Here is a 16,512-nt window from a genome sequence, read left to right as displayed (position 1 = left end):
ATCGCCGTTATCATAGGAGGATCTAGTACATTGTCCCTCTATTTTTCAACATCATTTTTATATAAATAAATCCAGAATCAATACAACGATCAAACCTACAACAGAGGTTGTTAACAATAAAAGCCCCCATGTTTTAAAGGTATCTTTGATCGATATATTAAAGTATTCTTTAAACAACCAGAATGAAGCATCATTTACATGCGTGATAGTATTACTACCGGCAGCAGTTGCTAAAACCATTAGTACTGGGTTTACATTAAAGGTAGGAATCAGAGGGCCAACAATGCCTGCTGCAGTTATTGCTGAAACAACACCTTGCCCTGTCGCAATACGTATTAACGCTGTAATTAACCAAGCCATAATAAGTGGTGATATAGCCGTATTTTGCATAATACCTGCAATATAGTCACCGACATTTGCTTTTAAAATGATTTCTTTGAAAGCACCACCCGCACCTACAATAAATATGATTGTTGCTACACCTTTTAATCCATTTTCAAATGACTTCATCATTTCATCCATCTTTTTGCCTTTTCTTAAACCCAAAGACAATGACAGATGCAATAATGGCTATAATAAGGCTAATTTCTGCGCTCCCAATAAATGATACAATTTCGTGTAACAAAGTATCTTCAGTTACAAACATGTTCAATATTGTTGAAATTGAAATTAAAATAGCAGGAATTAATGGTATTAACAAACTCAAACCGAAGTTAGGCATTTCTTCTTCACTAAATTCCTTACTTTTTTTCAACAAAGGCGGTACAGGATAGTCCAATTTTTTCATGATTTTTGGTAAGAGTATACCTGCAATCATTACACCTGGTATAAAAACAATCATCCCTAAAATATAGACCATACCCATATCAGCTTGGTACGCATCTACAAGTGCAGTCGGCCCTGCTTGTGGTGGAAACAGGCTATGAGATAAAGTAGTAGCGGCTACCATAGTAATCGCTAATTTCATAAATGGCATTTTAGCTTCTACGGCAATACTTATAACTAAAGGTGCCAAAATCATAAATGCTACTTCATAAAACACAGAAATACCAAAAACAGCACCTATAATAATAAGTGCCCAATGTACATGCTTAGAACCAAATTTATCTATCAATGTAGAAGCTATGCGTTGGGCCGCGCCTGAATCGACCATTAGTTTTCCTAAAATCGCGCCAAAACCAATAATAAGCGCAAGGCTGCCGAGTGTTGACCCTAGCCCTTCTTTTATTGTGTCTAATATAGCCATGGGTTTCATACCATTGATTAAACCCACAGCAATTGCTGCAAAAATCAAAGAGAAAATACTATTGATTTTTAATTTTATATTTAAAAATAATAATAAAGCTACACCTAACACAAGCGATATTAACGGTAAATTTTCACTCAAAAATGACAACTTAAATCCTCCAAACATACTTTTTCAAAAATGAAAACGAATTCATAGGTGTATATTATATCTTTTTTTCTTCAAAATAACAACGTTGTTATTTTATGGTAAGTAAAAAGGATATCGTTATTGACGTATTGACCTCTTTCAAAGTTAAAATCTCACTTTTAGAAAGGATATCCATCTGCGATAACCAATATACTTTTCACTTAAATATGGATATTTATTGTTCATAGCTTTCATATCGCCATTGTTTATCTTGTAATACGTCTTTGTAGAAAGGATCAGAACCTATAACTTTAATACAATCTGCCAATGCTTCTACCTCGTCTAAATGATGCGTGGTCAATATAATCAAGCATTCATGCTTCATTTGGTTTAACAAGCGATGAATATCATACCTAGATTTTAAATCTATACCTACAGTAGGTTCATCTAAGATGAGTATTTGAGGTTGGCTTAACAAACCAATCAGTACATTTACTTTACGTTGAGTGCCCCCAGATAAATTTGAAACTGTAACATGTAAATCTTTTAAATTTAATTGTTTTATATATTTCATAATTAAATCGTCAGATATCGATCGTTTACATAATGCTTTGAAACAGTTAATATTTTCATTGACTGTCATATGTTCAAATAATGCAATAGCTTGAGGTACATATCCTATATTCTCTTGCAATTGTTTTTTAGATAACTTTTGACCAAAGTAGGTAATTTCACCTTGGTCGGATTGTTCTAGCCCTGAAATAATGTTCAATAGCGTTGATTTACCAGCGCCATTTTCACCTAATAAGACAGTTAACTGTTTATCTTCAAATGTCATATTAAGAGACTGGAAAATGGTTTTATTCCGATATTTCTTCTGCACACCTTTTAATGTTATCATCCCATCCCTCCTAAATCTGTATGACGATATAAATGAAACTTATGACAAGTCCATATATCAACGTCAAAAATAATCTATGACTCAATGTGTTTACTTTGAATAATAAGTAAGTAACCCCCGCTTCAAATAGCAAAATAATTAAAAATGATTTCGAATAAAATCCCCATGATAACGATTGGTTAAACAATATAGCGCTTATGACTAGTACCGCTAATAATAAAACTGTATGTGTAATAATATATGTAGCATACAATTTCAATTGACTGTATTGGTATATAAACAATCGGATGAGCGGACCATTTTGTTTTAACCTCTGATGTAACACAATTTGTATACTACTAACACACAACACGATCGCAAAAATAATACTTAATGAAATAGAAGTTTCTGAATGGTCTTTTACAAAATAATGTGCGATTTGAGATTGAGGTGTCTTTTTATTCAATGTATTATTTACTTTATTTAAAGTAACGTCATCACCTTTATACTCTAGATGACTTTTGATGATATTCGGAATTTGTTGTTCGTATAGTGACCTACTTATGATTTCTAATGTAATGTTACCAATAAAATCATCTCTTCCATATAATACAATAGTTTCTTTTAGATTATTTTCTTGTAGCCGCTGGCTAAAATTTTCAGGAATTTTCAAACTGACGGTTGCTTCTTTTCTATCTATATATTCATCTAAGTATGTTTCATCAGTTGGCACTTTAATTGTTGTAATAAATTCATTGCGTGTAATATTTTGGACTAATGCTTTAGAAACCGATGATTGATCCATATCTTGTATTGCCACTGGAATTTGAAGCGATTTATTCAATACTTTGTATACACTCCAAATCGATAATAAAGTGAACAATAAGACGCATAAAAACATTAAATGCTGTTTCCATTGTTTTTTTACAACTATGAAAAAATAGGGTTGAATCATAAACGATACCTCCCAACAACTATCCATATTAAGATGAGGATAGATAAAAGTATACTGCCATAAAAGGTGATTGACATATCCAAAATATAATTATTCAACACAATTTCTAGCATTTGGTTCGTCACAAAACTCAATGGCGAGGAATCAAATATTCCCAATATTGAATGTTTAAAATAAATCGTTGGTATCGTAAGACCAGATAGTACAAGGATTAATATGCTCAATATACTTTTTAATACATAGTTCATCCATTTAAAAGCAATCAAATCAATAATAGTTAACCAAATGATAATCATTAATACATAATAGATCAGCTGAATTATAATGGTTAACCAATTATAACTCTCAAATTGATTAGGTAATACTTTAAGCACCCATAAAACGCCGACAACTGCCCATAAGCTTGTATAAAATAGCGTAAATAAGCTTCGTATTAACGTTAATTTTTCAAAAGAAAAATGATACATGCACAATCTTGATCTCAATGCAGTCGTTTGATTCATTTTTAAAATTGTGAACAGCGACAAAGCTAAAATATAAATGGAAGCTAAGTAAGTAGTTACTACGTAATAACTTGCACTATCATATACATGGATTGGCTCATAATCAAAGGCACCAGTACGATTTAATCCTGTAAATAACAAGTCTGTCAACATCATTAATGTAGCTTCTTTATCTTTATGTGTTGCCAATGTTGTATATGTTAACCCTCCGCCCATCGATAACATTAACCTGTGATATACTGAGTCCGTTAACTGATTGATAACCAGGCTTTGGGTTGACTGTTTATCATATGTATATACTGAAATAGGTAAACTTCCATTTTTATAAAAAGCATGCGTCATGCCCTTTTCAAAAATATAATAACCTTCTAAATTTTTAGCTTCTAATTTGTTTTGGGCTTCCTTTTTATTATATTTTTTAATACTAATATCTTTTCCAAAGTTAGCGCCATCACCCAGTGACTGAAGGATAAGTTGTGTTTCAGGAGATTGATCTCTATCGACAACGCCAATTCTAAATTTTTCGTCACCTTGATTAAATTGCTGAACCACTAACAAAGTGGCAAGCAACCCTATAAGAATAAGCAATATATATAGTAGTAAATGCCATTTTTTCAATAAAAAAGAGTGGTAAATGCGAAACAATTGTAATGTTTTCATTTAACCACTCCCTTCTCAATTATTTTTCAAAGTCTTTAGCTAAATCTTTAACGATATCCTCTGCGTTTTTCGAAATTTCTTTCTGTAACTTTTCAAAATCATTATCAGACATACTATTTAAATCTTCAGCATCTGATTGGTCAAATTTAATATCATCTTTAAGCTTTGTTTCACCTTTAATATTAAATGTTACTGGTTCATATTCGATATCTGTAGTAAGTTTAAAATCTTGTTTTTGTGTATTATTCTTCACATCAGTTTCTAACTGATTGTTATATTCAAATTCAGTCGTTTGGTAATTCGCATCAACAACAACCTTGCCTTTATCTGTGCGTTTATCTCCATCTTGAGTTTCGTTATTTGTTAATTTAATTTCTGATTTCTTATAACTTTCGTCAGTGCCCACAGTATAACTATCTTTATATTTATCCTCGTCTTTTGTAGATTTACCTTTTAATGACAATTCAGTATCATCTGCAATAACCTTATAATCTACAACTAACTTATCATCATCAATTTGACTCTCACCTTCTAATTTCACTTCTTGGTTATTATTATCTTTAGCTGTGAGTTCACGTTTAAGAATTTGATTGTCTTCTTCCCAAATTACTGATTTAATACTCGGGAAATCATCTTTATCCGTATCTTTTACTTCTTGTAACGCATCATCCACACTATCTTCATAATCTTCAACTTTGAATTGATCTTCTGCAATTTTTTTAATGTCTTTATCTTTCTTAGCTTTTTCTAAAACTGATTTCAGAATGGATTTTGTCTCACTACGATTGATGTTTAATGTCACTTTATTAACATCTGTATCGTCACCATTTACATCAATTGTCTTTTTTTCTTTTTCAAAATGATCATCATCTAATTTATCTATAATAATATCTGTATATTTACTACTCAGTTCATCAATATCTTCTTGCGAAATTTGTGTGCCTGATAATAATGAATTCAAATTTAATGTATCATTTGTGATGACGCTATCACGATTGGTAGCACTTGATGTATCACCTGTTATTTTTTCATAAACATCAATGAGCTCATCATTTTTTGCTTTATACACATTATCAAATAACGGCGATGCATAATATTGGTTATCTTTATCTGCAGCCCATTGAAACTTCCCAATTTCATTGTCTGCAATCGTTGGATTTAACGCTAAAACTGATTTTTCTTTTTTAGGATCATGTCCCACTGTTAATCCTAATTCAGAAGCATCTGCAACGGATCGAGGAATACCTGATGACTCCAATAAACGTTTTGGCACATCTGCATTTGCTTTTAAATCAATTAAATATGACTCATCTTTCATTTTATCTTGAAATTCGAACTCATTTTCAAAACGATCCTTTGCGTATGTTTGAAATTGATTCGCTGTTTCTTTTTCACTTAATAAATATGTGTTCTTAGGTGTGTTTTTGGCAAAATAGTAAAAAGCAGCGCCCCCTATACCTGCAATTAATAATACCCCAATAACGACTACAATAATTATCTTTACTGACTTAGACATACCCTTCAGCCTCCCCTTAAGTTTTATTGTTTTTATAATACCACAAATGACTTAATAATAAATTATTTATTTGATTTTTCTTTTATTTTTTAAACTAACTTAAATTTTAATTTATAGTCATATTCACTTACTTCAATATACTATTACATTAAATAAATTGTGCGCCTTACATAAAAATATGAGGCTGGACATAACAATGTCTCAGCCTCATTCATTTATATGATATATTTTCTAATCGTTGTATGTTGGTCCTTGATATTCATGCTTAACTTCTTGCTCCCACCATAATGCGTCCTTTGGATTTTGAATGACGTCTTCAAAATCTTCTTGTGTTTCAACGTTTGGATATGATCCTCTTAGAGATTTATTTGATGTGGATTTAAACATAGTTAAGAAAATAATAAGTCCAACTACATTAATGAACATTAAATAATACGATGGTGCAATTTGTTGTCCGGTCGTTTCTACCAATGTAGAAAGTATAAATGGCGTTAAACCGCCAAAAATAGCAGCGCCGATATTATAAACAAGAGACAACGTACGTAATCTCACTTTAGTATGGAACATACTCGGTAATACTGAAGGCATAACGCCTTCAAATGTTGACATAAATAGTGCAATGATAAATAACCCAATCACCACGAACGGCAACATCGGTATACTCATTAACCAAAACGCGAGTACGGAGAATAAACTAAATCCAACTAAACCAAATATAATGGTACGCTTATTACCAATTTTATCACTGTACCAACCGAAGAAAAAAACAGCTGGTATCATAAGTAACATCGTAATCGTACTGAGTATAGAGCCCATCGTTCCACCTAAATTAATCGTTGCATTTAAGAAAGATGGCATATAAGATAACACCATATAATTAGCTACATTTAAGAAAGCCACACCTGTAAAGCAAACCACTACATCTTTCCAATAATATTTAAATATATCTAAATATGAATATTCTAATTCTTCTTGTTCTTCTAACGTAGACTCATATGCAGGACTTTCATCAAGTGATGAACGAAGGATAATACCCACAATACCTAATGGCGCTGCAATGATAAATGGAATTCTCCAACCCCATTCAGCCATTTGTTGATCGTTCAACAAGCTATACATCGTACCTGCTAATATGGCGGCTAAAATATTTCCAGCAAGTGTACCTACCTCAAGTCCACTGCCTAATTTGCCACGTGTTTTATCTGGCGAAGTCTCAGCAATATACGTCATTGCGCCTGCGTATTCCCCACCTGTTGAAAATGATTGAATCATTCGTACAACTAACAATAATATAGGCGCCCAAATACCAATTTGTTCTTGGGTCGGTAATAAACCAAGCATCAATGTTGAAGCTGCCATTAATAAAATAGTTGTCGATAAAACAATTTTCCGACCATATTTATCTCCTAAGTGACTAAAAAATATGCCACCGATAGGTCTTACAATAAATGCAAACGCAAATACAGCAAATGTTGAAACAATCTGCATTTCTTGTGGTAGATTACCAAAGAAATTTGCACTTATAATCACTGCTAATTGCGCGTATAGACCAAAATCAAACCATTCGATTGCATTACCAATACCCGTAGCTACAACCCCTTTTTTAGCTTGACCTGAATCTATATGATTCACTTTTTCTTTTTTAAACTTCACAAAAATAACACCCCTTATTTACTTTCATAAATATAAAATAACCTATACATTAATTTATAAACACTTGAATGATGTATATTTAAAATTTCATTTTATATATTTAATCAATTTAATAATCTATGCGTTGATAAACAAAGATATGTATTTGATACTTATTTGGTATAATCATTTTAAATAATCAAAATTGGAGGACTAAATATTATGAAGAAGGTTTATTTCAATCATGATGGTGGCGTAGATGATTTAATTTCGCTTTTCTTATTAATACATATGGAGGATATCGATTTAATTGGTGTCAGCGCAATTGGTGCCGATAGTTATATCGAACCAGCTACAAGCGCTTCTCAAAAAATAGTGAATCGTTTTTCAAAAACGCCTATTCACATAGCAGCTTCGAAAGAACGTGGTAAGAACCCATTCCCTAAAGACTGGCGTATGCATGCCTTTTTTATGGATGCCCTACCTATTTTAAATGAACAAGTACCTCAACAATCTCAACTATTAGCGGATTCAGCTTACGAAGATATTATAGAAAAAGTGAACATGAGCAAAGAAAAAGTAACATTATTATTTACTGGCCCACTTACTGATTTAGCTAAAGCCATTACTGTGGATCCAAAAATTGTCCATAACATTGAACGTCTTGTTTGGATGGGTGGCACATTCTTAGAAAAAGGAAATGTTGAAGAACCAGAACATGATGGTACAGCTGAATGGAACGCGTTCTGGGATCCTGAAGCAGTTAAAACTGTTTTTGATACAGAAATGAAAATTGATATGGTCGCTTTAGAAAGCACGAATCAGGTCCCAATGACGTGGGATATCAGACAAATGTGGGCAAATGAACGTCATTATACAGGCGTAGATTTTTTAGGTGTAAGTTATGCAGCTGTTCCACCTCTCACACATTTCCAAACAAATTCTACTTATTTTTTATGGGATGTTTTGACTACCGCTTATGTAGGTAAACCAAACCTTGTAAAGCAATATGATGTTAAAGCCTCTGTTTATACGGAAGGTCCTAGTCAAGGTCGTACTTATATCGATGAACAAAACGGGCGGTTACTTTCTGTCGTGAACCATGTTGAACATAACGATTTCTTTAATTACATCACAAAGTTAGCTAAAAAAGTAAAATAAACAAGAAGAAACACAGTCAAAGATTGTAAACTGACTGTGTTTCTTCTTGTTTATTTTAAAATTATTTCTAATGTAACCATTTATACATTTGGCTTTAACATGACTTACTTTAGTAATTGTTTAGTAGCTCTGCTCAGTTAGAAATGCATCGTTAATGTTGTCTTGTGTAATTGTTTTTAAACGCTTTGTTGTTACCTCTCCCTTATCATTTTGATTTAAACCGTGTTTGCGTGCTAATGCATCATTATATTGATTTAATGAGTACATTTTAAAATTATGCCTGTCATCTTTATAGAATGACTGCTGCATTTCATAATGAGTCACAAGCGACTTCCATTTTACATTATTGATTTCTATGCCTTTAGGTGTTTTTTTAATATTAAACGCTATATTACCACCGAGTATATTATTTTCATCACCTGTTGATTGTCCATTCAAAAAATTTCCCAGAGAATAAGCAACTAAGGTTTTATGATTATTTTTACCCTTTATCCATTTTACAGGTTGAATTACATGCGGATGTGTTCCAATCACTACATCCACACCAGCATCAGCAAATATTTTGGCATATTTTTGTTGCATTTGGTTAGGTTGGTGTTTACCTTCGTTACCCCAATGTGCCGAAACAATCACTACATCACTTTGTTTTTTAGCTTTAGCCACATCTTGCTTAATTTGTTTTTCATCAAAATAATTAATATAATACGGTTGTTTAGGTTGGATATCATTCGTGCCATATGTATAACTTAATAAAGCAACATCTACATTATTTTTATGTATCGTTTGAATTGTATTACGATTATTTTGTGAATCATACGTACCAAAATACGCTATGTCCTCAAATTTTTCCCAAAGGTTAATCTCATTTATAAGACCACTTGAACCTTGGTCTAATGTATGGTTATTAGACCCATTTACTAAATCAAAACCAGTGTTTGATATATCTCTTGCTATCGCCTCCGGTGTATTGAAACGCTTAAAACCAGATAATCCTTTACTGTCTCCGCCAATCGGAGATTCTTGATTAATAAAAGCAATATCCGCAGATTCAACATCGCTTTTAATGGGGCAGTACATCGGTTTAAAATCAAAGCTTCCATCAGCTTTTAATGCATCATTGTAAACTTCTGGATGAATTAAATTATCCCCTACTGCATAAAAAGAAATATTGTGATTTAAATGCTTTATATTAAGCACACAAAATATACTACCAACTATAAAAAGTAAAAATAATAAAGTAAGTAAAAACTTGTATTTCAGCACTTATAAAACAATCCTTTCTATTTAACATAATCTTAATTTTATATTTTTCACTATCAATTTAACCTATAAATACATATATAAACTTTTTATAACTTAATCAACTATAAAAACACCTCCGTATAAACTCATTTTAATATGAATACACGAAGGTGTTTTTGTATTTTTAGCCAAAAGGGAGCCCAATTTCAAAAATAGGAGATTTTTTATTTTACTCATAAATGTTTATATATCGCATGAAATCTAACTACCATTAACAAACAATGACCACTATTTATCTTAATTTACATTCATATTTATCAATTTAAATACATCCATTTTAAACGTATTTTGTAACCGTATCTGCCGATAATCTATAAGAATCATGCCCAGGATTTTTTGCTTTCCCAATCGCAACAATCATTACTGGTTCAAAACGCGTAGCGTCTAAACCAAAAGTCTCAGCAATTTGATCTTTTTCAAATCCGCCTATTGGATTCGTATCATAACCATGTGATCTTGCAACAAGCATCAATTGCATAGCTGCCAAACTACTATCTATTTTAATAATATCGTTCATTTCTGTACGGTTTAAACTTTGATATAACGGTAATATTTTCCCTAGCATTTCAATTTTTACATTTTCTGGCATATAGCCATTTAAAACTGCATTACTGTATATTTCTTCACCATACTCATAGTTTTTCATATCTCCTAATATAATAACCATAGCAGATGATGTGTCATTTTGACGTGTGTTAAATCGAACAAGTGGTCTTAATTTATCTTTGCCTTCTTCACTTTCGACAACTAAAAATCTCCAAGGTTGCATATTTACAGATGAAGGGGCTTTGGTTGCCTTTTGTATCATCTCTTCCATTTCTGTTTGAGGAATTTTTACATTTTCGTCAAATACTTTTACTGACTTTCTATTTAATACAATATCTTCAAAATCATTACTTTTCATTTTTATATCTCTCCTTAACTTTTTTCACAAAATCAAATTATACTCAATTTAATTAAATATACAAATCATTTGTTTAAGGTTTTATTTTTTATTTACTCAAAAATTTTTCCGATTAACGAACTCTATAAAGTCATCATTTTACATAAATGTTATAATTGAATTTGTTATAAAAACTAATTATCTATATATAATATATACATCACAAAATACGATCATAAAAAATCAATGGTTGATATTTTGAATATATCTTTATATTGTAGTAAAATAGGTAAATCCGCTTTGATTCTCAAATAGAATAATAATTAAATTATAAAATATCCTATTATTTAAGAATATGAACATTATATTTTACTTTAAATAATAAATAGAGATAATTGAAAAAGAGGTAAAGTAATGAAATCTATATCGGTCATTGTAACTTATTATAACTCAGAAGATTATATTGAAAATTGCTTGAATAGTCTAAAAAATCAAAGATTCCAAGATTTTGAATTAATATTAGTTAATGATGGCTCAACTGATAATTCAAAAAAAATTGCAAACGATACTATTAAAAATTGGGATCTTCCCATTAAAGTAATTGATTTAAAACAAAACTATGGTCACGCACATGCGAGAAATATTGCGCTACAAGAAGTAACGTCACCGTATTTTATATTTGTAGATTCGGATGATTATCTTGCGTCTTATGCGCTTGCATTTTATATGAAAAAATTAAACCAATATGATGCTTTAATCGCGCCTATCCATTCTTTCACTTTAGATGTTCCACAATACGTAGATCAAAACTTAGTGAAAGTAGAATATTTAAATACAAAATCAAAATCAAATCAATTTTTACGTAAGCATTCAGCATGTAATATTGTTTTCAAGACAGCAATCATGCGCGGCCACGACATTAAATTCAACGAAGATTTAAATATATTTATTGACTGGTCATTCATCTTAGAATTTATTAAATATGCTAATGGATTTGTAAGAGTCAGTAGGTTTCCTTTCTATATCAAAGGCGAAATTTACGACCCATTTGAAAAACCAACGTTATCTACACAAAGCTTTAACATTATTTTCAACGACTATGTATATAGTTTTTCTGATTCGGTGAAACGTGCACCATTAAAAGAAAATAAAAAATTCATCAAAAATAAAATGAAAAATTTATATAAGGATTCATTTGAACCTTCACTAAAGAAAACACCAGAAAGATATGAAGCTAATAGTGAGTTATTACCAAAAGTAACTAAACAATTAATGACTACTATTTTCAAAAGTGAAAAACCATTATTTATTTTAGAATCCTTAATGTTGATGTTTAACAAGAAAAAACCAGCATTTAAAATTAATAAGTTAAGAAAGAATGCACGCTTAGCTAAAAATGTTATTTTACGTCGTAAAAATAAAAATCGTTCATTGTATCTACTTACTGACAATGAAAATAAAGTCAAACCCAATACAATCGTGTTCGAAGCTTTCGGTGGTAAGAACTATAGTGATAGTCCAAAATATATCTATGAATATATGATGAAATACCACCCAAACTATGAATTTATTTGGGTGTTTAGCAAACCTAACCAAGTTTATTTACCTGGTCCTGCTACAAAAGTCAAAAAAGGCTCCAAAGCATATTACGAAGCTTATGCTAACGCTAAATACTGGGTTACGAACGCAAGATTACCATTATACTTAAATAAAAAAGCTAATCAAGTTTACATCCAAACTTGGCACGGAACACCGCTAAAACGTTTAGCTAACGATATGAAAGTTATCCGTATGCCTGGAACCACTACAGAGAATTACAAACGAAACTTCAAAGAAGAAACAAGTCGCTGGGATTACCTTATTTCGCCAAACGCGTACTCATCTAAAATATTTGAAACAGCTTTCTGGATGCCTCCAGAAAAAATACTTGAAATTGGATACCCTAGAAATGATGTATTAGTCAATCGCGCTAATGATCAAGATTATATTCAAGAAATCAAAGAAAATTTAAATCTACCTAAAGATAAAAAAGTCATTATGTATGCACCTACCTGGCGTGATGATGAATTTGTTAAAAAAGGTAAATATCTATTTGATTTAAAAATTGATTTAAGTAATTTGCAACAAAAAATTGGTGATGACTATGTCATTTTATTAAGAATGCACTATTTAATTGCTAATGCTTTAGACTTAAGAGGATTTGAAGATTTTGCAATTGATGTATCATATTATAGCGATATCTCAGAATTATATTTAATCTCTGATTGTCTAATAACAGATTATTCTTCTGTTATGTTTGATTATGGCGTTCTCAAAAGACCTCAAATTTTCTTTGCTTATGACTTAGATAAATATGCTAAAGATTTAAGAGGATTCTACCTAGACTATCATAAAGATTTACCTGGCCCTATTTACCAAGACGCCTATCAATTAGCAGAAGATTTACAACGCTTAGATCAAATTGAAACAGATTATAAAGCAAAAATAAATCAATTCCATGATAATTTCTGTTCAATTGAAAACGGTAAAGCATCGAAAGCCATAGCTGATTTAATAACACATGACAAGTAAATCACAAAACATATAATAACGCCGGTCGCATTAATTCTTTGCGATCGGCGTTATTATATATTACAACATTCATAAATTTTGATTATTTAATAACCTTTATCAGAATTCATTTTATTTTCTTCATTTATCTTTTTCGTCACAGCAAGCAATGTACCAAATGCAATACTGACACTCAGCATCGAGGATCCACCATAACTTAACAATGGCAGCGTTACCCCTGTTAACGGAATTAAGCCTGATATACCTGCTAAATTAACAAACACTTGGATAAATAAGTAGCTCACAATCCCTACACATATTAATTTATAAAAATGATTACGTGTTTTATTCGCATATATAAGACCTTTAAATAAAATAAAACCGTAAATAATTAAAATAAATAATACGCCTATTAAACCAAGTTCTTCAGCAATTACTGTGAAAATAAAGTCTGTATGCGGTTCAGGCAAATACCCTAACTTAGCCACACCATTACCTAGCCCATTACCACTAAATCCCCCATTACCAATAGACATAAGGGCACTTGTCAACTGGTAACCATCGTCACTCTCATACTTAAAAGGGTTTATCATAACGTTAATCCGTTTTAATCTGTATGTATTTTCTGAATCTATCATTAAAGTATAAATCAAATAAAAAACCATAGGGATTAAAGTAAACCCCATAACTTGCAACTTAACTTTATTTGTTATACCTGAATAGATAAGTATACAAGCAATAATACCTACCGTTAATACAGTACCTCCCAAGTCGCCTTGAAGTAAAACTAATACTAAGCCAATACCCAGTAAAAATAAAGGCGCAAAGAGGTAACTTAATTTATGATGCTGTCGACTCGTTAAACGTTGATTAATGATATAAGAAAGATAAAAAATAGAAGTTAACTTTAAAAATTCTGAAGATTGAACACTAAAAAAGCCTAAGTTTATCCAATTTTTTGATCCATTAACTTCTTTACCAATTAACACAGTTAAACATAACAGCACCAACGTGCCAAATACAATCAACATTTGTACTTTAGTGTGCTTTAATATATTGATATTAATAAATAATGAAACAACAATGATTAAAATACCTAAAACTAAAAAAGTAAATTGTTTTTTCATAAAGTAATCGCTTGGAATCGCTTGGCCACCAGTTAACGCCCCTTTAGCTGCTGGCACCATGCTGGCACTGTATACCATAATAACACCTATAACCCCCAAAATAATAAAGCTTATGATTAAACTTATATCTACGCCTTTTTTACTTTCATTTAGTTGTTTAAGCAAGTGCTTCAATTCAATCTCCCCTTAAAAATCTTTAAAGTCCAGTTAATCAAATAATAACTCTTTTGACAATGGTTTATATATAATTATTTTATAATTCAAAAAAACAACAAAGCATGCTTTAAACATTTAAAAAGGTTTTGTAAATAATATTTTTAGGTTTACCTAATAATATTATTTTGTTACATTAGAATAGTTGGAGGGAACAAAATGTTAGAAACAAAAAATATTACAGTAACTTATAATAATACAATTGAAGCTTTAAAAGATATTAGTTTAGAAGTCCCACCAGGTAATATTTATGGCATTATAGGACCCAATGGTGCAGGTAAATCAACGTTAATCAAAGCTATGTTAGATTTATTACCTCATTCTGGTTATACATTATATAATGATAAACCAATCAAAACACAACGTAAAAATTTATCTTACGTTGAGCAAAAAAGTAATATTGATACGACTTTCCCTATGAAAGTCATTGATTGTGTTATTTTAGGTATTTTCCCCACACTTAACCCTTTACAAAGACCGGGTAAACACGCAAAACAAAAAGCTGAAGAAGCTTTAAAAAAGGTTAATATGTATGATTACCGCAATAGACAAATCAGTGATTTATCAGGTGGACAATTTCAACGTATTTTAATTGCAAGAACAATTATCCAAGACGCTGACTTGGTCTTTTTGGATGAACCTTTCGTAGGTATCGATATTACAAGCGAAAATATTATCATTAAATTATTAAAAGAAATGGCCAGACAAGGCAGAACAATATTAATCGTTCATCATGATTTATCTAAAGTGAATAAATATTTTGATGGGTTAATTCTGCTTAATAAATCGTTAATTGCTTATGGTGCTACTTCCGATGTATTTACTGGAGAGCATATTAAACGTGCATTTGGTTCGGAAATATTAGTGTCATCAGAACAAGGAGGTGCAGACAATGATTCAGCAATTCGTGAGTGATGTTATGGAATTTAGTTTCCTACAACGTGCACTCATTACTTCTATTATTATCGGTATCGTCTGTGGCGTCATCGGTTGCTTTATCGTACTCAGAGGGTTAGCACTTATGGGAGATGCTATTTCTCACGCAGTATTACCAGGTGTAGCCATTTCTTATATGTTAGGCGTCAATTTCTTTTATGGCGCTGCATTATTCGGTATTTTAGCTGCACTTGGTATCGGATTTGTAAATCAAAATAGTAATATTAAAAATGACTCTGCAATCGGCATTGTATTTTCATTCTTTTTAGCGTTAGGTGTATTACTCGTTACCAAGGCGCAATCTTCTATTGACTTAACGGAAATTCTTTTTGGTAACGTCTTAACCGTTAAAGGCGAAGATAGAACTTTAACAATGATTGTTGCAGCTATTGTACTCATTATTGTCATTGTCTTCTATAAAGAGCTTTTATTATCTACTTTTGACTCTACTATGGCTGCCGCTTCAGGTTTGCCTGTAAAATTTATACATTATATAATTATGATTTTATTAACATTAGTAACAGTAGCTTCATTACAAACAGTCGGTGTTATCTTGGTAGTTTCTCTACTAATCACGCCTGCAGCAACAGCTTATCTATTATCCAATAGATTATCCACGATGATATTTGTTTCTGCATTTATTGGGGCAATTTCTGCAGTTATCGGCTTATTCTTAAGCTTTTCTTACAATTTACCTTCTGGCGTGGTCATTGTATTAGTTATTACAACGATTTTTATAGTGACATTCTTTTTAGCACCTAAATCAGGTCTCTTATGGAAATCCATTAAAAGTAAACGATCGATTGCGAGGTGAAAACG

At 31.2% G+C, this 16,512-nt stretch carries 12 protein-coding genes and 1 pseudogene; 4 read left to right on the top strand and 9 right to left on the bottom strand.

Going from position 1 to position 16,512, the window contains the following annotated elements; translation table 11 throughout:
• Positions 1-57: 57 nt before the first annotated feature.
• The 6 genes and pseudogenes from BJG89_RS14905 to BJG89_RS01850 all read right to left on the bottom strand — a co-directional run bounded on the left by BJG89_RS14905 (position 58) and on the right by BJG89_RS01850 (position 7,542).
• A pseudogene (locus BJG89_RS14905) lies at positions 58-1,396 on the bottom strand (gluconate:H+ symporter).
• A 214-nt stretch (positions 1,397-1,610) separates the two neighbouring features.
• Positions 1,611-2,276, bottom strand: a complete 666-nt coding sequence (locus tag BJG89_RS01870) for an ABC transporter ATP-binding protein (RefSeq protein ID WP_096808273.1) — start codon at positions 2,274-2,276, stop codon at positions 1,611-1,613.
• A 10-nt stretch (positions 2,277-2,286) separates the two neighbouring features.
• Complete coding sequence (locus BJG89_RS01865; RefSeq protein ID WP_096808272.1) at positions 2,287-3,210, bottom strand: ABC transporter permease; 924 nt, start codon at positions 3,208-3,210, stop codon at positions 2,287-2,289.
• Positions 3,207-4,373 carry an ABC transporter permease gene (locus BJG89_RS01860; protein WP_096808271.1) on the bottom strand — a complete coding sequence of 389 codons (1,167 nt, stop codon included), beginning with the start codon at positions 4,371-4,373 and terminating at the stop codon, positions 3,207-3,209. The genes BJG89_RS01865 and BJG89_RS01860 overlap by 4 nt, the downstream gene beginning before the upstream one ends.
• Before the next feature lie 19 nt (positions 4,374-4,392).
• Positions 4,393-5,889: a DUF6583 family protein gene (locus tag BJG89_RS01855; protein WP_096808270.1), complete on the bottom strand. Its 1,497-nt coding sequence runs from the start codon at positions 5,887-5,889 to the stop codon at positions 4,393-4,395.
• A 231-nt stretch (positions 5,890-6,120) separates the two neighbouring features.
• Entirely contained in the window at positions 6,121-7,542 is a 1,422-nt protein-coding gene (locus BJG89_RS01850; protein WP_096808269.1) for an MFS transporter, read from the bottom strand.
• 201 nt (positions 7,543-7,743) lie between these two features.
• Here BJG89_RS01850 and BJG89_RS01845 point away from each other — a divergent pair, with 201 nt between their 5' ends.
• Positions 7,744-8,682, top strand: coding sequence for a nucleoside hydrolase (locus tag BJG89_RS01845; RefSeq protein ID WP_096808268.1), 939 nt, complete (start codon positions 7,744-7,746; stop codon positions 8,680-8,682).
• Between the two features lie 120 nt (positions 8,683-8,802).
• On the opposite strand, the gene BJG89_RS01840 is transcribed toward BJG89_RS01845, so the two are convergent.
• Together BJG89_RS01840 and BJG89_RS01835 are read right to left on the bottom strand one after the other, a co-directional pair.
• Complete coding sequence (locus tag BJG89_RS01840; RefSeq protein ID WP_198401691.1) at positions 8,803-9,945, bottom strand: CapA family protein; 1,143 nt, start codon at positions 9,943-9,945, stop codon at positions 8,803-8,805.
• 316 nt (positions 9,946-10,261) lie between these two features.
• On the bottom strand, positions 10,262-10,888 hold the full coding sequence (locus BJG89_RS01835; RefSeq protein ID WP_096808267.1) for a nitroreductase family protein: 627 nt from the start codon (positions 10,886-10,888) through the stop codon (positions 10,262-10,264).
• A gap of 393 nt (positions 10,889-11,281) precedes the next feature.
• Between BJG89_RS01835 and BJG89_RS01830 the strand changes: the two genes are divergently transcribed.
• Positions 11,282-13,438, top strand: a complete 2,157-nt coding sequence (locus tag BJG89_RS01830; protein ID WP_096808266.1) for a bifunctional glycosyltransferase/CDP-glycerol:glycerophosphate glycerophosphotransferase — start codon at positions 11,282-11,284, stop codon at positions 13,436-13,438.
• An 86-nt stretch (positions 13,439-13,524) separates the two neighbouring features.
• Here the strand turns inward: BJG89_RS01830 and BJG89_RS01825 are convergent, their stop codons facing one another.
• Entirely contained in the window at positions 13,525-14,718 is a 1,194-nt protein-coding gene (locus BJG89_RS01825; RefSeq protein WP_096808265.1) for an FtsW/RodA/SpoVE family cell cycle protein, read from the bottom strand.
• A 198-nt stretch (positions 14,719-14,916) separates the two neighbouring features.
• Here BJG89_RS01825 and BJG89_RS01820 point away from each other — a divergent pair, with 198 nt between their 5' ends.
• A complete protein-coding gene (locus BJG89_RS01820; RefSeq protein WP_096808264.1) occupies positions 14,917-15,672 on the top strand; it encodes a metal ABC transporter ATP-binding protein in 756 nt (251 codons plus the stop codon).
• Entirely contained in the window at positions 15,650-16,507 is an 858-nt protein-coding gene (locus BJG89_RS01815; RefSeq protein WP_096808263.1) for a metal ABC transporter permease, read from the top strand. The genes BJG89_RS01820 and BJG89_RS01815 overlap by 23 nt, the downstream gene beginning before the upstream one ends.
• The last annotated feature ends 5 nt before the right edge of the window (positions 16,508-16,512 follow it).

Origin of the sequence: Staphylococcus nepalensis (assembly GCF_002442935.1) — a bacterium.
GTDB lineage: Bacteria > Bacillota > Bacilli > Staphylococcales > Staphylococcaceae > Staphylococcus > Staphylococcus nepalensis.
The sequence above is the reverse complement of the archived record's forward strand: the minus strand, read 5'-3'. Positions and strand labels throughout refer to the sequence as shown.

What these genes read in the sequence shown, in the direction of transcription:
- BJG89_RS01820 (WP_096808264.1), top strand. Translation starts at nt 14,917, where the DNA reads ATGTTAGAAACAAAAAATATTACAGTAACTTATAATAATACAATTGAA.
- BJG89_RS01865 (WP_096808272.1), bottom strand. Translation starts at nt 3,210, where the DNA reads ATGATTCAACCCTATTTTTTCATAGTTGTAAAAAAACAATGGAAACAG.
- BJG89_RS01870 (WP_096808273.1), bottom strand. Translation starts at nt 2,276, where the DNA reads ATGATAACATTAAAAGGTGTGCAGAAGAAATATCGGAATAAAACCATT.
- BJG89_RS01815 (WP_096808263.1), top strand. Translation starts at nt 15,650, where the DNA reads ATGATTCAGCAATTCGTGAGTGATGTTATGGAATTTAGTTTCCTACAA.
- BJG89_RS01855 (WP_096808270.1), bottom strand. Translation starts at nt 5,889, where the DNA reads ATGTCTAAGTCAGTAAAGATAATTATTGTAGTCGTTATTGGGGTATTA.
- BJG89_RS01845 (WP_096808268.1), top strand. Translation starts at nt 7,744, where the DNA reads ATGAAGAAGGTTTATTTCAATCATGATGGTGGCGTAGATGATTTAATT.
- BJG89_RS01835 (WP_096808267.1), bottom strand. Translation starts at nt 10,888, where the DNA reads ATGAAAAGTAATGATTTTGAAGATATTGTATTAAATAGAAAGTCAGTA.
- BJG89_RS01830 (WP_096808266.1), top strand. Translation starts at nt 11,282, where the DNA reads ATGAAATCTATATCGGTCATTGTAACTTATTATAACTCAGAAGATTAT.
- BJG89_RS01860 (WP_096808271.1), bottom strand. Translation starts at nt 4,373, where the DNA reads ATGAAAACATTACAATTGTTTCGCATTTACCACTCTTTTTTATTGAAA.